The sequence below is a fragment of the Candidatus Arsenophonus nilaparvatae genome, assembly GCF_045346035.1.
GTDB classification, from domain to species: domain Bacteria; phylum Pseudomonadota; class Gammaproteobacteria; order Enterobacterales; family Enterobacteriaceae; genus Arsenophonus; species Arsenophonus nilaparvatae.
On the sequence record NZ_CP158507.1, the window covers coordinates 2,197,589 to 2,218,679 of the forward strand.

At 39.3% G+C, this 21,091-nt stretch carries 18 protein-coding genes; 13 read left to right on the plus strand and 5 right to left on the minus strand.

The features are described from left to right. Positions 1-69 precede the first annotated feature (69 nt). The 5 genes from sicA to ampH all read left to right on the plus strand — a co-directional run bounded on the left by sicA (position 70) and on the right by ampH (position 6,452). A complete protein-coding gene (gene sicA / locus WH390_RS10365) occupies positions 70-585 on the plus strand; it encodes a type III secretion system translocator chaperone SicA (RefSeq protein ID WP_275451264.1) in 516 nt (171 codons plus the stop codon). Between the two features lie 7 nt (positions 586-592). Next, positions 593-2,719 carry a type III secretion system translocon subunit SctE gene (sctE, locus tag WH390_RS10370; RefSeq protein ID WP_032114422.1) on the plus strand — a complete coding sequence of 709 codons (2,127 nt, stop codon included), beginning with the start codon at positions 593-595 and terminating at the stop codon, positions 2,717-2,719. Positions 2,720-2,732: 13 nt separating this feature from the next. Continuing rightward, on the plus strand, positions 2,733-3,557 hold the full coding sequence (locus WH390_RS10375; RefSeq protein ID WP_032114421.1) for a hypothetical protein: 825 nt from the start codon (positions 2,733-2,735) through the stop codon (positions 3,555-3,557). A gap of 116 nt (positions 3,558-3,673) precedes the next feature. Then, entirely contained in the window at positions 3,674-4,864 is a 1,191-nt protein-coding gene (locus WH390_RS10380; RefSeq protein WP_406850575.1) for an IpaD/SipD/SspD family type III secretion system needle tip protein, read from the plus strand. Between the two features lie 295 nt (positions 4,865-5,159). Beyond that, positions 5,160-6,452 (plus strand): D-alanyl-D-alanine-carboxypeptidase/endopeptidase AmpH, encoded by a 1,293-nt coding sequence (ampH, locus tag WH390_RS10385; protein ID WP_081932851.1) that lies wholly within the window; start codon positions 5,160-5,162, stop codon positions 6,450-6,452. Positions 6,453-6,529: 77 nt separating this feature from the next. Here the strand turns inward: ampH and lptG are convergent, their stop codons facing one another. Together lptG and lptF are read right to left on the minus strand one after the other, a co-directional pair. Next, positions 6,530-7,606, minus strand: a complete 1,077-nt coding sequence (lptG, locus tag WH390_RS10390) for an LPS export ABC transporter permease LptG (protein ID WP_032114419.1) — start codon at positions 7,604-7,606, stop codon at positions 6,530-6,532. Beyond that, positions 7,606-8,703 carry an LPS export ABC transporter permease LptF gene (gene lptF, locus WH390_RS10395; protein ID WP_032114418.1) on the minus strand — a complete coding sequence of 366 codons (1,098 nt, stop codon included), beginning with the start codon at positions 8,701-8,703 and terminating at the stop codon, positions 7,606-7,608. Before lptF ends, lptG begins: the two co-directional genes overlap by 1 nt. Positions 8,704-8,993: 290 nt before the next feature. Between lptF and pepA the strand changes: the two genes are divergently transcribed. The 3 genes from pepA (at position 8,994) to WH390_RS10410 (ending at position 13,929) form a co-directional block, all read left to right on the plus strand. Next, complete coding sequence (gene pepA / locus WH390_RS10400; RefSeq protein ID WP_032114417.1) at positions 8,994-10,502, plus strand: leucyl aminopeptidase; 1,509 nt, start codon at positions 8,994-8,996, stop codon at positions 10,500-10,502. A gap of 63 nt (positions 10,503-10,565) precedes the next feature. Then, a complete protein-coding gene (locus tag WH390_RS10405; protein WP_032114416.1) occupies positions 10,566-11,015 on the plus strand; it encodes a DNA polymerase III subunit chi in 450 nt (149 codons plus the stop codon). Between the two features lie 16 nt (positions 11,016-11,031). Further along, positions 11,032-13,929 (plus strand): valine--tRNA ligase, encoded by a 2,898-nt coding sequence (locus WH390_RS10410; protein WP_032114415.1) that lies wholly within the window; start codon positions 11,032-11,034, stop codon positions 13,927-13,929. A gap of 136 nt (positions 13,930-14,065) precedes the next feature. Here the strand turns inward: WH390_RS10410 and rraB are convergent, their stop codons facing one another. Next, positions 14,066-14,473, minus strand: a complete 408-nt coding sequence (gene rraB, locus WH390_RS10415; RefSeq protein WP_032114577.1) for a ribonuclease E inhibitor RraB — start codon at positions 14,471-14,473, stop codon at positions 14,066-14,068. An 818-nt stretch (positions 14,474-15,291) separates the two neighbouring features. Here rraB and pyrB point away from each other — a divergent pair. From pyrB to nrdG, 5 genes are all read left to right on the plus strand, one after another. Continuing rightward, on the plus strand, positions 15,292-16,227 hold the full coding sequence (gene pyrB, locus WH390_RS10420) for an aspartate carbamoyltransferase (protein WP_032114414.1): 936 nt from the start codon (positions 15,292-15,294) through the stop codon (positions 16,225-16,227). An 11-nt stretch (positions 16,228-16,238) separates the two neighbouring features. After that, positions 16,239-16,703 (plus strand): aspartate carbamoyltransferase regulatory subunit, encoded by a 465-nt coding sequence (gene pyrI, locus WH390_RS10425; RefSeq protein ID WP_032114413.1) that lies wholly within the window; start codon positions 16,239-16,241, stop codon positions 16,701-16,703. A 98-nt stretch (positions 16,704-16,801) separates the two neighbouring features. Beyond that, positions 16,802-17,185: a RidA family protein gene (locus tag WH390_RS10430; RefSeq protein WP_032114412.1), complete on the plus strand. Its 384-nt coding sequence runs from the start codon at positions 16,802-16,804 to the stop codon at positions 17,183-17,185. 346 nt (positions 17,186-17,531) lie between these two features. After that, positions 17,532-19,670 carry an anaerobic ribonucleoside-triphosphate reductase gene (gene nrdD, locus WH390_RS10435; protein ID WP_032114411.1) on the plus strand — a complete coding sequence of 713 codons (2,139 nt, stop codon included), beginning with the start codon at positions 17,532-17,534 and terminating at the stop codon, positions 19,668-19,670. 5 nt (positions 19,671-19,675) lie between these two features. Continuing rightward, positions 19,676-20,140: an anaerobic ribonucleoside-triphosphate reductase-activating protein gene (nrdG, locus tag WH390_RS10440; RefSeq protein ID WP_032114410.1), complete on the plus strand. Its 465-nt coding sequence runs from the start codon at positions 19,676-19,678 to the stop codon at positions 20,138-20,140. Here the strand turns inward: nrdG and WH390_RS10445 are convergent. Then, positions 20,137-20,577, minus strand: coding sequence for a YhbP family protein (locus WH390_RS10445; RefSeq protein WP_032114409.1), 441 nt, complete (start codon positions 20,575-20,577; stop codon positions 20,137-20,139). The two genes, nrdG and WH390_RS10445, sit on opposite strands and share 4 nt — an antisense overlap. Before the next feature lie 105 nt (positions 20,578-20,682). Continuing rightward, complete coding sequence (locus WH390_RS10450) at positions 20,683-20,973, minus strand: YdgH/BhsA/McbA-like domain containing protein (RefSeq protein ID WP_032114408.1); 291 nt, start codon at positions 20,971-20,973, stop codon at positions 20,683-20,685. Between the last annotated feature and the right edge of the window lie 118 nt (positions 20,974-21,091).

Consider the following 21,091-nt stretch of genomic DNA (forward strand, 5'->3'; position numbering starts at 1 on the left):
TTGGCGGATTTTTGCAAGTTAAACCGCTTAAATTCATTTACTCTGTCATAAATAAAGCGAGACGATGCTATGGAACAGCAAAATACGACCAACACAAATGATAATAACATGGATGCTCAACTGAATGAGTATACTGAACTGGTGACAGAAGCCCTTCAGCAAGGTGCCAGCCTAAAAGATTTAGAAGGCATACCTAATGAACTGATGGATGGTGTTTACCGCTTTGCTTATAATTTTTATCAACAAGGTAAACTGGAAGAAGCTGAGACTTTTTTTCGTTTTCTCTGCTTATATGATTTCAATAATAGCGATTACATTATGGGGTTAGCAGCGGTTAAGCAGTTACAGAAACAGTATGAAACAGCGCTTGATCTTTACGCTCTAGCTTATGTACATGGTGATAATGACTATCGCCCAATGTTCTACGGTGGTCAATGTAATCTTATCATCGGTGAAAAAGAGAAAGCTAAATACTGTTTTCAGAAAGTCTATCAACATGCCAACGATCAAGAATTAAAGCATAGAGCACAAGCCTACATTGAATTCTTAGCAAGCTCTTTAGCAAACGACGATAAGCAAGGATGACCTAAAGATGATGGACATTAGTCGACTAACAGCCAACAAAACACACCCGTTTACTGCCGAAAAGCAAGATATAATTGTAGATAATAATCTAGTCAACCAGTTAACCACGCTACAAAAAAAAATTACTCAACAAGTCAATAGTGTGATTGAAAACGAACAAAAAAAGACCACCAGTCAAAATCAATCCGGTAAAGATATACCTATCCTTACTCCACCGGCAGATAATCTTTTATCTAACGCAGATAATAATGCCCAACTACTGTTACTGATGAAACAATATCAACAACTTATCGGTAAAAATGAGATTAAAAATCTACGCGAAAATCTAACCCAGTGGAAAATTCAAGCCCAATTGAATAATCAGATTCAACAAGCTAAAAAAGTGGAACAAATCTACCTGAAAATTGAAAAAAATCTCAGCCAGTATCGAGATGATTTTATCGACAGCTGGCTGCATGTCGCCAAAAAGTTACATGAACAAACCGAGGCTGATACTAATGCACTGGCCAATCTGTTTGAAAATCAAGGACTCAGCGAACAGTTTAGGCAGGCTATTGCAGGAAAAAATAGACTCACTGACCGGCAAGAGATGAGCAACCTGTTAGAGCAAGAGTTTCCATGGCTTAAGTTAGATTTAACTAATATCAAACTGTCAGTTGATGAACTCAAGCAAAAAAAACTCGCCATCACACAATTCCTCCAAGGCATTGAGCGTAATCGTCTGAAACCTATCTTTAGCGATAGCACCAGCCAAACCGATAAAAAATGGCGTGATAATGGTGTTATCCATACCGAATGGTATAACGCTGTTCGCTACTCGATGGATGAGGATAAACGGAAATTATATTCTATCTCAGTCGCCCAAGGCGCTTACAAAAGCCTGGTGCGAGATACCGAACATCAGCGTGTTCGACTGGCTGATCTCAAAAACGACACTAACATCGTTAACCAACTTGATGAAGCAGAAAAAAGCCTATTCAGTTTAAAACTAGCTAGCTTTAAAACCTTAATCGAGCTGGAATCACAGCATTTGCCAAGCAGCGCCAAACTCACTTATCTAATGGCCAAAATGCGTGAATTGCTCGGTTCCCTCACCCTAGAAAGTATGAATAGTCAACGGGAAATTTTGCAAGAAATGCAACAAATGACTGAAATTCAGGCAGAAAAACGAGCGCAGGATATTGATGAAAAAATCCGTAAAGCAGAAGAAGCGCGTAAATGGTTGGCGATTGGCAGCCAAATTTTTTCCTGGCTAATTGCCGCGGTTGGGGTGGTCGCCGCCGTCTTTACCGGTGGTGCCAGCCTGGCGCTAGCCGCAGTCGGCATCGCCTTACTCGCTGCTGATACCATCAGCCAGGCAGCAGGAGGCGGCTCCTTTATGAATAAAGCATTAGCGCCAGTCGGTGAGTTGATGATGAAAATAGCGCAAGAGATCTCCAACTTTTTATGCAATATCGCAATTAGCGAAGCTAAATTACGGGGAGCATCAGAAAGTGAAATCGCCGAGCTGAAAAAACAGACCAAGGAAATAACCGACATTGTTGCTACCATTATCGTTACAGTAACAATGGTTGCTGCCGCCATTGGCTCAGCGAAATTAGCCAGTGTAGCCGGTAAAATGATCGGTAAAATTATCGCTGACAAGCTTAAACGTGCCCTAAATCACTTGCTGGACAAAATGATCAATAACCTATTAACTAACTTAGCACGTATGGTAAGCAACAACACCAGCAAAATGATTGCTATCGCTATCAAACAAGCATTCAATAACTTGCTGGATAAAACCATTAATAATGCATTAATTCATACCATGAAAAATAAATTAGCCCAACATATCAGTGCCTCAGCGATGCAAAAAAGTCTGCTTGGCCTTTCCGTTACCAATGCCAGCACAAATGCTGCCTTAAATCTCCACGCCACTGATCTGGAAGTCGATGTTATTAAACGATTAGGTGATTTGACCGTCATTAATCAAATAATGGCTCAACTGGATAAACTGCTTAGCCAAGTGATGGATAACTTTGCCAAAGAGATGGAAACGATCGCTGAGTTAATACGTAAAATAGGCGAAATGGGCAGCCAAAGCCTGCATACCGGTAAATATATTACCCATAATTTAAACACTATGGCATAAAAAGGACTTAACCATGACAACTATTACCCCTTCAGTAACTAAAAATTTTATTCCGTCATTAGCGGTAAAGGATGCTAAAAACGCGACGGAATCTAATCAAGTTTCTGACAAATTAGTCTCTCAGCATTTAGCTAACAAAACAGCACAGCTACAGATTGAACAGACAACCAAAGAGCAAATCAATCAAACCAATTTACCGCTACTTACACCACCAACAGTGGAAAAAGATGAGCAAGCGTTAATCGATAGTTTAACAAAATTATTGCCTACCGTAATGAATTTATTAGGAACTACTAATTTGGAATTGCTATCGTTAATGAAAAAAATATCAGCTACATCAAGAGAACTTAACGCCAAAAGCCGTAACAACGGAGACCAACTAAAAATCACCACCCTACAATCCAGCGAAAAAGTCAAAAATAGTAAGTACACTGAAGCCGGTTCACTATTGACAAGTGCTATCGCGGGTAGCTCTTTAAGTCTGGGAATGACAATCGCCGGCACAGGGATCAGTTATAAAGGGTTGTCGCAAACCACCACCAACAATGTTGGCACCCTACAAAATAGCTCCCTGTTAGCTGGAAATGCCATTAGCAGCTTATCAAACCCAATCAGTCAAATTGCGCAACAACCCCTAGCTTCTGGACAAGTCAAAGAACAGGGTAACCAACGTATTTTAGAAACTGAGCAGCAAATTAATAATGCCACCGGAGAGACCCATCAGCGGGAAGAAAATATCAATGACGAGGTAAAAAACAAACTGATACAAATTCTTAATAAAATGATCGAATATAGTCAACAAACTGTATCCACTATTTCAGGCAATATTAGAGCTTAATATTAGCGTTTACTTAATAATCGATGATTGAAACGAGAATTTTTATGGTCACAGCAATAAATTATTCCACGTCATATTCTGCCGGGTTTTCGTCTAGTATAGAGCACAAAAACACCGTGTCTGCATTTATCAAAACCGATACTCAACCTATTCTACCGGCAAGTTTGACTATTTTACCGCCTGAAATAATAAAAGATCATCTCATTTACCTTAAGCCAGATGATAAATTGCAAAACAAACAAAATTTCTATTTTTATGTCATAGAGGGATCACTCAACGATATAAAAAATGGTAATAGAGAGATAGACAATGGGATTCAAAATATAATAAATGGAAAAATAAATAAAGATCAGACATTAATAAAAAACGGCCAAACATTATTAGAGCAAGGTCAAGCACTAAGAGATAACGGCCTAATTAACTTTAACCGACTATTATCTGATGAAAATCCTGCGCCTGTTGCAAAAAGTTATCAACAGTCACATCAAGTGTTATTAGCCGCTAGCCAACAAAAACTCACGCAAGCGCAACACACATTAGACGAAAATAGTTATCACTCATTAATTGTGATGTTTAATGATATTCAGCAAACTATTAGAGATGCTAATAAAAGTTATCTGCATAGTTATCGCGATGTGTTTAAAAATAGTATGGAAAAATTCCAGGAAATTAGTGGCTTACTTTCCGAAGTCAGTAACTATGTTAACGAAAGCTCAAAAGATAACTTTATCACTCTTAAACAGCAAAAAATATTGGATGATTTCCAACAATTGAAAACTAAATTATCGCAGGAGCCCGACGGGATCATCTATCAACAAGAAATTAAATTTATTCAACATGCGGATGGAGATTATCAAAAAGTTGGCGATGACAGTGATGTGCGTTACACCGAAGCACAAGTATTGGCACTGATGCAAAGCTATCGCCAATCATTTGAACAAAAAGTTACTGGCACTTTGATTGAAGCACCCAATTTGGATCAAATCAATGCTAATAGTTTAACCCAAGGTATTACAATTAAAATTAAAATTGATATCAAGCTACTAGAACGTGTTATAGAAGTAGTGAAAAATCTGCAACAACCAACTAGAGATAATCTTGAGATCTCCCAAGCTCGTTTCAATCTGATTAATACCGCCATTGATACCACTAAAAAAGATTATCAAGCCATGCTAGATGAAATGTCACAACGCTATAATGCCGCCAATGCTAACTATGATAACTATGATAACTATGATAACTTCGTTAAAATTTTAAGCAGTACCATCAATGCTATGTTGGATAGTGCCAAAAGTTTTTTACGTTAATCCCTTACCAGCTTCCAATTAAATAATAAAGAGTAGTGTGTTATGGCTACTCTTTTATCGATTCAATATTAACCACTATAAGAATTAGATTTTTGTGCTGTCAATAAAACATTAGAAAATAGTTTTGTAGCTTATATTCACAATTTTTCTATAATTAGAGAGTTATATTATATAATACGTTTAGCATCGATAACATAATCTATTTTTTCCTGCTGCCTGATGAAGGCGTTAATGAAAAATTAAGTATTTATCAGGCGATTGTTTATAAAAATTTATTGATACTGGTTTATTAAGAATGCAACTATTTTGCCTAAAATTCTTTTCAGCCTTGACACTATTTTTATCGCTCACTGGTTGCTCGTCATCGACAACAGAAACAAAGCTTCCTTCAGCCAAAACTTCATCAATTTCACCAACAGCACTAGAAATTCTTAATCGTCATCAACCCGCTACAGAAAAAACCACTGATTTGGTTGATCGTTTTGCTAGCCAAATTTTTGCTGAAACAAATCCACAAGGGATGGCAATCGTTGTCATCGATAATGATCAGATAGTGACCCGCTATTACGGTGAAACTGGGCCCGGAGCGCGACAAAAGCCGGGCCCTAATTCACTGATCCGCATTGCTTCATTAACCAAACTAATGACCAGTGAAGTCATGATCAAATTAGAAGCAGATAAAAAATTACGTATTACTGATCCCCTACAAAACTACAGCTATTTCGGTACTCATATTCCTATTTATCATGGCAAACAGCCTATTCGATTATATCACCTGGCGAGTCATACCAGTGGTTTACCAAGAGAGCAACCTGGCGGTAAAATCGGCCGGCCGGTATTTGTTTGGCCAACCCAATCAAACCGTTGGACATGGCTCAAAAAGGCAAAAATTAAATGCTTACCAGGAACCAAAGCTGCTTATTCTAATCTGGCTTATGATCTATTAGCCGATGCCCTGGCAAAAGCGGCAGGAAAATCTTATAAGCAACTATTTGCCGAAAAAATTACCTTACCAGCCGAAATGTATGATACCACCTTTACACCAACTACCAATCAATGTTCTCGTCTAATGGTGGGCTATAAATCTAGTCCATGTATTAGTACCTTAGCTGCCGCCGGTAGTGGAGGGGTTTATTCAACGCCAGCTGATATGCAAAGATGGATGCAACAATTTCTGTCAACCCATACGCAAGTAAGTAAACAAACCGCTCAACGTGAACAAGCGATCTATTTTGCTCGCGATATGCTTACCGACATTAAAGGTATGGACGTCGCTGGCCATGCCGATGGTATTGGCCTTGGATGGGTTTATATGAATCCTCGCGATGGCATTCCCGGTATCTATCAAAAAACGGGTGGCGGTGGTGGTTTTAATACCTATATGACCATGATCCCACAACAACGTATTGGTATATTTGCCGTTATTTCACGCAAAAAAGGCAGTAAATTTAGTCGGTTAACCGAAGGAGTTAATGATTTAACTGCCGCGTTAACCATAAATCACAATAACAATCCTTTCCAGCCAACCAAACAAGATTTTGCGGCAAATCTGGTCAAAAAACTGCTAGAAAGCCCTGATCATGGTTAAGCCAAATAATAAGAAATAAATTTTTTATCCGCATAGTAGCGCATTGAAAATATACCTAACCATGCTGTCAAAACTAATTATTGGCGTCGCATTAATAATAAAATGCTAAATCCCAGAAATAATACACTAGGTAACATTGCTGCTATCAGAGGAGGAACACCATAGACTAAACTTAGGTTACCAAAGCCCTCATTTAGCAGATAGAAAATAAACCCCCCTGAGATACCGATCAATACCCTTACCCCCATTGCGACACTGCGCAGCGGGCCAAAAATAAATGATAGTGCCATTAACATCATAACAGCGACAGAAAGTGGTGACAGAATTTTCTTCCACATACTTAGTTGATAGACTGATGCTTCTTGCCCACTCTCCTTAAGATATTTAACATATTTATACAGGCCCCTGATTGCTAACGAATCAGGTTCCAGAGAAACTACCCCTAATTTTTCTGGGCTTAGGTTGGTTTTCCAATCCATCAATAAACTCTGAGAGCCAGTAATTTCTTTTTCATTTTTAATCAATGATTTATCTACTTGTGACAATTGCCACTGGTGAGTATCAGAATTATAGCGACCTGAAGCGGCAAAAATGACCGCTTGCAGTTTTTTCTGCGCATCAAATTGGTAGATGGAAATTTCTTTTATGTCATTTTGATCGATAACGCGCTGAATATGAATAAAATTATTACCATCTTTAGCCCATAATCCACGATCTGTTACCATTAGCGATCGACCGACAATTTTTTCAGCCCGATAGTTACGTGCCCACTGCTCCGCTGCAGGCGCAACCCATTCACCAATAACCATCGTCAAAATCACTAAAGGGATCGCGGTCTTCATCACTGACATCGCAACCTGTAAGCGAGAAAAACCAGCCGCCTGCATCACTACCAATTCACTACGGGTTGCCAGGGTTCCCAATCCAAGTAATGCGCCTAACAGTGCTGCCATCGGAAAAAATACTTCAATATCTCTCGGAACAGTTAATAAAGTAAAAATTCCGGCACTCCAGGTGGTATAGTCACCATCACCGACTTTTCTTAATTGCTCAACAAATTTAATAATGCCCGATAATGAAACCAACATAAAAAGGGTCATTAGGATCGAGGAGAGAATAGTACGCCCAATATATTTATCTAATACACCAAACATCAGGCGACTCCTTTAAAGAACTTAGCACGTATTCGACGCATCGAAACGGTATCCCAAATATTTAATATGATAGCTAATAGCAAAAAAGCCCCATTAACCAGCCACATTGTTATTCTGGGATCAATTTCACCTTTCTCAGCATTAGAGTGCAGGGTACTTTGTAATAAAAAGAAAATTAAATAAAGCAACATCGCAGGTAACATACTTAAGACTCGTCCCTGTCTGGGATTAACTTCACTTAGTGGCACAACCATCAAGGCCATAATAAGTACCGAAACGACTAATGTTAAGCGCCAGTGAAATTCTGATTTTGATTCAGCATCTGTAGCACGCCACAATTGCAACATATCCTTTTGCTCGATTTTATCGCCTGTAACTGCGGTTTCTTTATGATCGATTACCGCCTGATAATCTTTAAAATCCGTTATACGAAAATCACGTAATAGTGCTGTACCTTCATAGCGGGTTCCCTTATCTAATACCACAATTTGATTACCGTTTTGATCCTCTCGGATACGTCCACTTTCAGCAATCACCACGGAAGGACGTTGGTTATTAACCGGGCGTAATTGCGCCATAAAAACATCAGTAAAATTTTTGCCTTTTACATCACTAATATAAAGAACAATATTTTGATCCTTAGTGGTTTTAAATTGTCCCTCAACCATACTGGCCAAACCAGGATTGGCTTTCGCATCGGCTAATGCTTGCTCTTGATATTTTGCCGACCAGGGTAACATCCAGGCTACATTTATTGCCGCAACCAGAGCGGTAAACAATGCCAAAATTAAAGCCGCTGTCACTAATACCCGTTTACCTAAGCCACAGGCATGCATGACAGTAATTTCACTATCGATATAGAGTTTGCTGTAGGTCATTAACAGGCCAAGAAACAGACTTAATGGCAAAATCAATTGTGCCATTTCAGGAATTCCAAGCCCCAGAAGAGGAAAAACCAAATCGGAAGGAATATTTCCCTGAACCGCTGAACTTAATATATTGATTGTTTTTTGACTAAAAAAAATTAAAATCAGGATAAAAAGTATTGCAACTTGACTTTTCAGCGTTTCCTTAACTAAGTATCGAATTATAATCACACTAATTACACCTGTGAAAATTTGTTTTTTGCAGCAAAATAGCTAACTTCGTCGTATAGTAACAGTTACGTACAATATTTTGGTTTTCTTAATGGTTACAATGTATCATGATGATAAATGCAGCATTAACTATTCGATCACCAAACAGAATATGCTTAATCGTTACCTATTACTATCCGTAAACCATTCGGCTAGTTTAACATAAAGCAGCTATTTCATAAGGTAAATTTATACTGTTCGTTAATTTTAGCGATAGTATTAATCTTTGTCTTTAAAATTCAGGAGAATGCATGGAGTTTAGTGTAAAAAGCGGTAGCCCAGAGAAACAGCGTAGCGCCTGTATCATTGTTGGGGTATTTGAACCTCGCCGCTTATCCCCTATAGCCGAACAACTGGATACGATCAGTGATGGCTATATCAGTGCCTTACTACGCCGCGGAGAACTGGAAGGTAAAGTTGGCCAAATGCTATTACTTCACCATGTTCCTAATATATTATCTGAACGCATTCTGTTAGTTGGATGCGGAAAAGAACGTGAACTCGATGAGCGTCAATATAAACAGATTATCCAAAAAACAATTAATACCTTGAATGAAACCGGCTCAATGGAAGCCGTCTGCTTTCTAACTGAATTGCATGTAAAAAGCCGCAATAATTATTGGAAAGTTCGCCAGGCAGTAGAAACTGCAAAAGAAACATTATATGTATTTAACCAACTTAAAAGCAATAAGAGCGAGCCACGACGTCCATTACGTAAAATTGTCTTCAATGTTCCAACACGCCGTGATTTACCTAATGGCGAGCGCGCTATTCAACACGGCCTGGCTATCGCGCTGGGTATAAAGTCAACCAAAGATCTGGCTAACATGCCGCCCAATATTTGCAATGCAGCCTATTTAGCCTCACAAGCACGTCAATTAGCGGATGATTATGAAAATCTTACTACCAAAGTGATCGGCGAAGAACAGATGAAAGAACTGGCGATGAATGCCTATTTAGCCGTAGGCCAAGGCTCACAAAACGAATCGCTAATGTCGATCATGCAATATAAAGGAAGTGACGATCCAACGGCTAAACCGATTGTGTTGGTCGGTAAAGGATTAACTTTTGACTCTGGTGGGATTTCTATTAAACCATCCGATGGCATGGATGAAATGAAATACGATATGTGTGGAGCCGCAACTGTTTATGGCGTTATGCGCTTTGTTGCTGAACTAAAACTGCCGATTAACGTCACCGCAGTGTTGGCCGGCTGTGAAAACATGCCGAGCGGTAAAGCTTATCGCCCTGGTGATATTTTAACCACCATGTCAGGGCAGACAGTAGAAGTCCTTAATACTGATGCAGAAGGAAGATTGGTTCTTTGTGACACACTAACTTATGTAGAACGTTTTGATCCTGATGTGGTAATTGATGTTGCAACTTTAACCGGAGCCTGTATTATTGCACTTGGTAATCACTATAGTGGATTAATGTCAAACCATAATCCCTTAGCACATGAATTACTGAATGCCGCTAAGCAAGCAGGCGATAAAGCATGGCGACTGCCTCTGGCTGAAGAGTTCTCTGAGCAGTTAGAATCAAATTTTGCAGATCTTGCCAATATAGGCGGCCGTTCTGGTGGTGCAATTACCGCTGGCTGTTTCCTGGAACATTTTGCTACTAAATATCACTGGGCACATTTAGATATTGCAGGAACAGCTTGGCAATCAGGAAAAGCAAAAGGAGCAACAGGCCGCCCGGTGGCTTTACTTGCTCAATTTCTGTTAAATCGTGCTTATATAAACTGTGACGAATAATCGCACCAGTGAATTTATAATAGGGTGTTGTAAGCAATACCCTTTTTCTATAATAGTAATGCGATGAAAAAAGCAACTTTCTATTTAATAGCGCAGCTATCTTCACAAGCAGAACTTGAAAGTCATGAATGGTTAGCCTGTCAGCTAGCAGCAGAAAACTGGCGGATGGGTAAACGTGTTTTAATTGCTTGTGAGGATCAAATACAAGCCGAAAAATTGGATGAAATACTTTGGCAAAGAGAACCTTATCAATTTGTCCCACACAATTTAGCCGGTGAGGGCCCTCGCTATGGCGCGCCGGTTGAGCTTTGTTGGCCAACAAAACGTGGTAGCTCAGCAAGAGATATATTGATAAATCTACAATCAACATTTGCAAACTTTGCCACAGCCTTCCATGAAGTGATAGACTTTGTACCCATTGATGAAAATTTGAAACAGTTGGCACGTGAAAGATACAAAACTTATCGCAGTATGGGTTTTAATTTGATCATGGCACCACCTCCAACCACTTAATAAATAACGAAGCAAGATGGAAAAGAAACCCGCAAATCAAACTCAGTCTGAGCCATCACTCGACAAAACTTATCAGCCAGCTGCAATTGAACAACCTTTATATGCACACTGGGAAAAAAACGGCTATTTTGCACCACACGGTGATAACAGCAAAGAGAGTTTTTGTATCGTGATCCCGCCGCCTAATGTCACGGGTAACCTGCATATGGGGCATGCTTTTCAGCAAACGATCATGGATACCTTAATTCGCTACCAGCGCATGCAAGGAAAAAATACCCTATGGCAAAGTGGCACAGATCACGCGGGGATCGCCACTCAAATGGTTGTTGAGCGCAAAATTGATGTAGAAGAGAATAAAACTCGTCATGACTATGGCAGAGAAGCGTTTATTGAAAAAATTTGGCAATGGAAAGCCGAGTCTGGCGGTAATATTTCTCAGCAAATGCGACGACTGGGTGACTCTGTTGATTGGCAACGTGAACGCTTTACCATGGATGAAGGCCTCTCGAAAGCAGTAAAAGAAGCATTTATTCGGCTCTATCAAGATGATCTTATTTATCGCGGCAAACGATTAGTTAACTGGGATCCTAAGCTACATACCGCTATTTCCGATTTAGAAGTTGAAAATCGAGAAGTTAACGGTTTTATGTGGCATTTACGTTATCCCCTTGCTGATGGGGTAAAAACTGCCGAAGGCCAAGATTATCTGGTTGTTGCCACGACTCGACCAGAAACCATGCTTGGTGATACGGGTGTTGCAGTTAATCCCGCTGATCCGCGCTATAAGGATTTAATCGGCAAACAAATTATACTGCCATTGGTTAATCGCCGTATTCCTATCGTCGGTGATGAACACGCCGATATGGAAAAAGGCACCGGCTGTGTGAAGATCACACCAGCACACGATTTTAACGACTATGAAGTGGGAAAACGTCATCAGTTGCCAATGATCAATATTTTCGATTTCAATGGCCATATCCGCCAACAAGCTGAAGTATTCGACAACGCAGGCAACCCTAGCACTATTTATACCACAACAATCCCTACAAACTATCAGGGAATAGAACGTTTTGCTGCCCGTAAAGCGATGGTCAGCGAATTAGAAAAATTAGGATTATTAGTTGCCGTAAAGCCGCATCAACTTACCATCCCTTATGGCGATCGTGGCGGTGTTGTTATTGAACCCATGCTGACAGATCAATGGTATGTTCGTACCCTACCATTAGCAGAGCAAGCCATTGCGGCGGTAAAAGATGGCCGTATTCAGTTTGTTCCTAAACAGTATGAGAATATGTATTTTTCCTGGATGCAGGATATTCAAGATTGGTGTATTTCACGCCAATTATGGTGGGGACATAGAATACCCGCCTGGTATGATAAAAACGGTAACGTCTATGTCGGACATAACGAAGAGGAAGTTCGTCGAGAGAACAACCTCAGCGCTGATATTAGCCTACATCAAGATGAAGATGTATTAGATACCTGGTTCTCTTCTGGTCTGTGGACCTTTTCAACATTAGGCTGGCCAGAAAATAGCGAGGCGTTAAAAACTTTCCATCCAACGGATGTGTTGGTTAGTGGCTTTGATATTATCTTTTTCTGGATAGCCCGCATGATCATGCTGACGATGTATTTCATCAAAGATGAAAATGGCCAAGGGCAAATTCCTTTTAAAACCGTCTATATGACAGGCCTGATCCGCGATGAAGAAGGGCAAAAAATGTCAAAATCCAAAGGCAATGTCATCGATCCATTGGATATGATCGATGGTATCTCGCTGGAAGATTTACTGACAAAACGTACTGGCAATATGATGCAACCCCAATTAGCCGAAAAAATTGCTAAACGTACCCGTAAAGAATATCCGCAAGGCATCGAAGCGCATGGTACTGACGCTTTACGCTTTACGCTTGCAGCATTAGCGTCGACCGGGCGAGACATCAATTGGGATATGAAACGTCTTACTGGTTATCGCAATTTTTGTAATAAACTTTGGAATGCCAGTCGTTATGTCCTGATGAATACAGAAGGTCTAGATTGTGGTCAGCATGGTGGGGAAATGACTTTTTCGCTGGCTGATCGCTGGATCATGGCAGAATTTAACCAAACGGTAAAATTGTATCGTGAAGCATTGGATACTTATCGCTTTGATATCGCTGCCAATATTTTGTATGAGTTTACCTGGAACCAGTTCTGCGATTGGTACTTAGAACTGTCTAAGCCGGCTATCCATAAAGGAAATGAGACAGAAATTCGTGCCACACGTTATACCTTGATTGAAATACTGGAAAGCCTATTACGGCTGGCACATCCTATTATTCCATTTATTACCGAGACGATTTGGCAACGGGTGAAAGTAATTAAAGGCATCCAACAAGACACTATTATGTTACAGCCTTTCCCAATCTTTGAACCAGCCAAAGTTGATGAAGAGGCGCGTTATGATCTGGAATGGATCAAAGAACTGATTATTGCCATACGTAACATTCGGGCAGAAATGAATATCTCACCCGGTAAGCCATTAGATCTGCTACTACGTGGTGCTAATCATGCAACCAAACGGCGTATTACAGAAAATCTGAATTTTATTCAAGCAATGGCCCGCCTTAGTTCTATTACTATTTTGGATGAACAGCAACCAACACCACTTGCTGTAACTAAACTGATAGATGGTGCAGAAGTGTTGATCCCAATGGCAGATTTAGTCGATAAAGATACCGAACTAGCGCGGCTAGATAAAGAGCTGGATAAATTAACCAAAGAGATAGCGGCGATTGAAAACAAGTTAGCTAACGATAGTTTTGTCGGCCGAGCGCCTGCTGCTGTTGTTGAAAAAGAGCGTGAGCGCCTGGCGGGACATTTAGCAGCAAAACAAAAACTTACTAATCAAAAAGTAACTATTAGCTCACTTTAAATAAGAAACAACACTGCTACTTTATGTAGCAGTGTTGTTAACTGACAAATTTACTCTAACCACCCTACTTACTCAACTCAATATGCATCATCAGCTGATTTATAATCCCTGTCCTTTCTATTCTAACAATTTGATTCTAGTGTAATGCCTTCGGCTCGACGTCTTTTTCTTCCGCATCATCATAATTAGGATCTTCAAAGAAAGTACCCCAACCATCATAGTTAATGCCAATTTTTTCAGTTAACATCATCAATTGTACGACTTGCTTATCAATTAATTCTGCATCAAGCGCGCTATCTCGATAGACATCACAACACATCAGTACTGTACCATCTTCAATTTCTAGCTCTTCAGCATCATGCACTTCATAACCCAATTTAAATGCCACTATTGCCGCTTTTTCCAATAACTTAAAGTCTTTGGCCGAAAAGTGATGTTCTATTTCATACAAAGCATTCGGATCACTACCATCTTCCAATAATTCTTCGATGATTGAATGCGTTTCTGCTCGCTGCTCTGCAACTGCTTTTTGCTCCAGTAACAAATTTTCTGTGGAAATTTGCTGTTCTGATAATGCTTTTTTAAACGACGTCAACTCTTCAGCTGAAAGGTACTGCTCTATTTCATAAAACACATTAGGATCACTGCTATCCGTCGCTACATTTTCAACATCCAAACGGGTATCTGCGTGCTGCTCTCCTAGTACTTTTTTATTAACCATGTCGCGCTCCCTCTGTATTAATATGACAGTAACTTTTGCATTCTCCCATAGCCAACGAAGGAGAGCTACTATTACAACAAAGAAATTTATATTCAGATTGATTTGGATTTTTTATGATCATGATTTGAATATAAGTTCAATATAAAAAAATAAGTAAAGTTACCGAGTTCTGTTTAATAAAAAGCAACTCGGGTATGATTATTTAAGTGAATATCAACAAAAAAATTGATTTTCGATTAGCAGATAACGAAAAATATACCACCCATTTGATTATTGGCAGCTAAGAATTGTAGGTTTAATGTTGCCAAAATATTCCTCAGTAGATTCAGTAACAATTATTTTATTACCGCGCAAAAATTTTTTCTGAATTCAATGCATTATATTTTTAACCATTTTTTCAATTTTCTTTCTGTAATCACTTGCTATACTGACAGAGCGGCGTATAATGCGCCAAAATTTTTGTGGGAGAAGAAATGCATAACCAATGCTTAAAAGAATCAATATATGCATTGCTGCCATTGGGCTATTTAGTTATTGCATTTCCTCCTCAATTAACCCTATTTATTCAAGCCCCTCAATGAGGGGCTTTTTTTTGGCATAACAATACTTAGATATGGCACAAAGAAAGGAGGAACAACACGATGGTTAATCCGTTGTATCTTCGAGACATAATCTCGATTAATGATTTAAAGCGTGAAGATCTACTCACTGTACTTGAAGTTGCTACATCACTAAAACAACATCCCCAACCGAATCTGCTAAAACATAAAGTGATTGCCAGTTGTTTCTTTGAAGCTTCCACCCGTACACGCCTTTCATTCGAAACAGCCATTCACCGCTTAGGTGCTTCGGTGGTGGGTTTTTCCGACAGTAATAATACTTCGTTAGGTAAAAAAGGCGAAACCTTGGCAGATACGATATCGGTTATTAGCCAATATGTTGATGCCATTGTTATCCGTCATCCACAAGAGGGTGCATCACGTTTAGCGGCTCAATTTTCAGGAAAAATTCCGGTGATCAATGCCGGTGATGGTGCCAACCAACATCCTACCCAGACATTACTCGATCTATTTACCATTCAAGAGAGCCAAGGCAGCTTAAATAATTTGCATATTGCGATGGTTGGTGACCTAAAATATGGCCGAACCGTTCATTCATTAACCCAAGCATTATCGAAGTTTGATAATAATCATCTCTATTTTATTGCACCTGAAGCTTTATCGATGCCAGCTCATATCCTTCATCTGCTAGAAGAAAAAGGGGTAACTTATAGCTTACATGACAACATAGAGGCGGTCTTGCCAAAACTGGACATTCTCTATATAACTCGAGTGCAAAAAGAACGTTTAGATCCTTCTGAATATGCCAATGTTAAAGCCCAATTCATTTTAAACAGCCATGAATTAGCTGTCGCTAAACCTGGCATGAAAGTTTTACATCCTCTACCACGCATGGACGAAATTACTACAGATGTTGATAAAACATCACATGCTTACTATTTTCAGCAAGCCGGTAATGGTATTTATGCACGACAAGCACTTCTAGCACTGATCTTAAATAAAACCATTAATTTCTGAGGCATTCAATTATGGCAAATAACCACGAATTACAAGTAGAAGCAATTAGCTGTGGCACCGTTATCGACCATATTCCTGCCCAAATGGGTTTTAAATTACTTTCGTTGTTTAAATTAACGCAAACTGATCAGCGTATTACCATAGGTTTAAATCTACCTTCTAATCACTTAGGTAAAAAAGATCTGATTAAAATTGAAAATACCTTTCTCACCCCTGAACAAGCAAACGAACTGGCAATGTATGCTCCCCATGCCACGGTTAACTGTATTAAAGACTATAAAGTGGAAAAAAAGCTATCAATTACCTTACCTGAGCAAATTGATGCAGTTTTGATCTGTCCTAACAGTAACTGCATTAGCAATAATGAACCGGTCAGTAGCAGTTTTACCATTAAGCAGCGACATAATGAAGTCATTCTGATATGCAAATATTGTGAAAAAACCTTTGATCGACATGCGGTAATTAATAATATGTAATGCAGTATTATATAACCCTCTCATTCATGTCGACCACTAGAATAGTGGTGGTAGTAAATTTATAATTAACTTTTAGACTACAAGGTAAATAACAACTTATGTCATACGAAATTAAAACTGAAAATGCACCAGCAGCTATCGGCCCTTATGTGCAAGGTGTTGATCTTGGCAACATGCTTATTACATCCGGCCAAATTCCGATTGATCCGAAAACCGGTGAAATAGCTGAAGACATAATTGCCCAAACAACACAGTCACTAAAAAATATTCAGGCTATCGTAGAAAAAGCGGGGCTCAGTGTGGCTAATATTGTTAAAACTACCGTTTTTGTTAAAGATATGAATGATTTTGCGAGAGTAAATGCCACTTATGAAGCGTTTTTTAACCAACATAATGCGCCTTATCCTGCTCGTTCTTGCGTCGAAGTTGCTCGCTTACCAAAAGATGTTGGCATTGAAATTGAAGCGATAGCTATTCGTTAATAAAAACCCCTAACTTTGATATTATGCCTAATCAAACTTAGCTAACGCTTATGATTTAACCATTTACTTAACCAAATCTTTATAGAAACTTTTTCTATAAAGATTTTTAAATAATTAGCAACTTAAACCTCTCTGCTGTTATTAACATTTAGCTAAAAAGCAAACAACATCAAACTTCTTTGTTTTAGATCAATAAAAGCCCTGCTAAATAACCTCAAAATACTATATATTGTGCTTTAATATACTTAAAAGCACTAGATATAGAATTTATAGACAAGTTATCCCCAATTTAATGCTACCTGATTAATTGTGATTAAGTTGTGGATAATAATTGGAGGAGCCTATTGTGAAAACAGTAGTTATTAAACGCGATGGTTGTCAGGTCGTTTTTGATAAAAATCGGATCAAAGAAGCCGTCATGCGTGCAGCCACTGCCACTGGGATTTGCGATGATCAATATTGTGCAGTTGTCGCCTCAGTCGTCGAACAACAATTAGGCAACCGCCAAACCGTTGATATTCATGAAATTCAAGATGCAGTTGAAAATCAACTGATGGCGGGTCTTTATAAAGATCTGGCCAGAAATTACATTGAATATCGCCATGAACGGGACATTGCCAGAGAACAACGTAGCCGTCTCACTCACGAAATTCGCGGCTTAATTGAGCAAAGTAATGTTTCGTTACTTAATGAGAATGCGAATAAGGACAGTAAGGTTATTCCAACTCAACGCGATTTATTAGCAGGTATTGTTGCTAAACATTATGCTAAACAACATATTTTACCGCGTGATGTCGTTATGGCGCATGAACGTGGCGAAATTCACTATCATGATCTGGATTACTCACCATTTTTTCCAATGTTTAACTGTATGCTGATCGATTTGCAAGGCATGTTAACCAAAGGTTTTAAAATGGGCAATGCTGAAATTGAGCCACCAAAATCAATTTCAACCGCCACCGCCGTCACAGCACAAATTATAGCCCAAGTGGCCAGCCATATTTATGGTGGTACTACCATTAATCGTATCGATGAAGTGCTGGCTCCATTTGTTCAGGCGAGCTATAAAAAACACTTAAAAATTGCCAAAGAATGGCAAATTGCCGACCAATTTGCCTATGCTGAGAGCAGAACAGAAAAAGAGTGTTATGACGCTTTTCAATCACTAGAATATGAAGTCAATACACTGCACACTGCAAATGGCCAAACACCTTTTGTTACCTTTGGGTTTGGCTTAGGAACCTCAAAAGAGTCACGGTTAATCCAAAAATCTATCTTACAAAATCGTTTAGCTGGATTAGGTAAAAATCGTAAAACCGCGGTATTTCCAAAATTAGTTTTTGCTATCCGTAAGGGGGTCAATCACCAATATGGCGATCCCAAATACGACATTAAACAGCTTGCACTTGAATGTGCCAGTAAACGGATGTATCCAGATATTCTTAACTACGAGCAGGTGGTAAACGTCACCGGCTCTTTCAAAACACCGATGGGTTGCCGCAGTTTCTTGGGCGTTTATGAAGAGCAAGGTCAAGCTATTCATGAAGGACGTAATAATCTCGGTGTGATCAGTATTAACTTGCCCCGGATAGCAATTGAGGCCAAAGGTGACGAACAACGATTTTACCAAATATTGGATAACAGATTGGCAATTACCAAAAAAGCACTGATGACGCGTATCGCCAGACTGGAAAATGTCAAAGCGCGTGTCGCCCCAATTCTTTATATGGAAGGTGCTTGTGGCGTTCGTTTACAAGCAGAAGACAATATTGCTGAAATATTTAAACGTGGTCGTGCATCGATCTCTTTAGGTTATATCGGCCTGCATGAAACAATCAATGCACTTTATGGTACGCAACAACATGTTTTTGATGATCAAACTCTGCGACAAAAATCCTATCAGATCATTAAGCAGCTACGTGCAGCGACAGATCACTGGAAAGCTGAAACCGGCTATGGATTTAGCTTATATAGTACCCCCAGTGAGAATTTATGTGACCGATTCTGTCGCTTAGATGTGGCTGAATTCGGTTTAATTGAGGGGGTTACTGATAAAGGATACTATACCAATAGTTTTCATCTGGATGTCGAAAAACAAGTCAATCCCTACGATAAAATTGACTTTGAAGCCCCTTACCCAGCTTTAGCCAATGGCGGCTTTATCTGCTACGGTGAATATCCAAACTTACAGCATAACTTAAAAGCATTAGAAGATGTCTGGGATTACAGTTACCACCATATCCCCTATTATGGCACCAATACCCCAATTGACGAGTGTTATGAATGTGGTTTTGCAGGTGAATTTGCCTGTACCAGTAAAGGATTCGTCTGCCCATCTTGCGACAATCATGATCCAACCCGCGTTTCGGTTATTCGCCGCGTTTGTGGTTATCTTGGCAGTCCCGATGCTAGACCATTCAATAGTGGTAAACAAGAAGAAGTCAAACGACGCGTTAAACATTTGAAAAATGGTCAACTTGGATAATGATTATGAATTATCATCGATATTACCCGGTTGATGTGGTCAATGGCCCAGGAACACGTTGTACGTTATTTGTCGCTGGCTGTCTCCATCAATGCAAAGGTTGTTACAACAAAAGCACCTGGAAAATTGATTCGGGTAAACCGTTTACCGAAGCAATAGAAAATCAAATCATCACTAATTTGCAAGACCAAAGGATCGTTCGTCAGGGACTTTCCCTCTCTGGCGGTGACCCATTACATCCACAAAATGTAGAGACGATTTTACAACTGGTTAAACGCATTAAACACGAATGCCCAGATAAAGATATTTGGTTGTGGACCGGTTATACCCTTAACCAATTAACTGATAATCAACGAGCCGTGGTTAACTATCTTGATGTATTAGTTGATGGTAAATTTATTCAAGCGCGCTATGACCCAAATCTATTATGGCGAGGTAGTCATAATCAAGTGATCCATAGACTGAATTAACTATCACGATGCCAGACCAGTTTAGTGCCAAAACCTAACTTATTATTGACCATTTTTATCTGTTGTAAAGATAATTGCCAAATAGGGATACTGGCTGCCATAGCGACTGGAAATCGTCGATTATAATCTTGCCTGGCTTGCTTTTCTTCTTTGCCGGTTAGAGAATCGACTTTACCGATAAATTGTATTCCTTTTATGTTGGCCACTATTTTATTTTGACAACAAATAGTGCCAGCCACAAACGGGTTTTTAAGCATCAGTTGCCCATGGCAAGTACTGGTTTCAGTCAAAAAATATAACGACATCGTTTGGGAGTTAAAGGTATAAAAACAAATGGCAGGCCAGACATCTGACTGAAAAGAGGTAAATAGTGAAAAAACATGCTGACGCGAAAGATATTGTCGCATAATAGCTAATGATGATTGATCAGCTAACATAGTCGTAATATATATCCTTAAGTAAAAACACGCTGAGAATAACTCTTCAGCGTGTTTTTATCAAAAATTAAAGCGCTATCATCATCCGATAATTTATACTACCAATTATCTATAGGCTGGAGAAGTAGCTTGACTGTTACCATAGATGCGGGCATTAGCTTGTACTTTATTTTGTGTATAGGCTAAAAAGGTAACATAATAGCTAGTTGCCCCTTTTTTGGTAGCTTCTTTAGCTAACTGCTCAACGGCACTAGTAGGCGTTTCTCCCACAACAACAGAGACAACATCCATTGGCTGCTGGGCAGGAAATTGCATGACTTGTTTTGCCTCATCAGCGATTGCGCCGAATGACAACGCACCTAAAACCAAAATTAAAGCAGCTGGTAATTTTTTCATCATAAACTCCTTAATTGATTATTATCATTCAGAAATATTATTGGTTATTCCTGTGATATAGATCATAGTATAGGCACTAGTTAAAATTTTGGATTAGTTTTTTTTGTTGCTGTCTTTC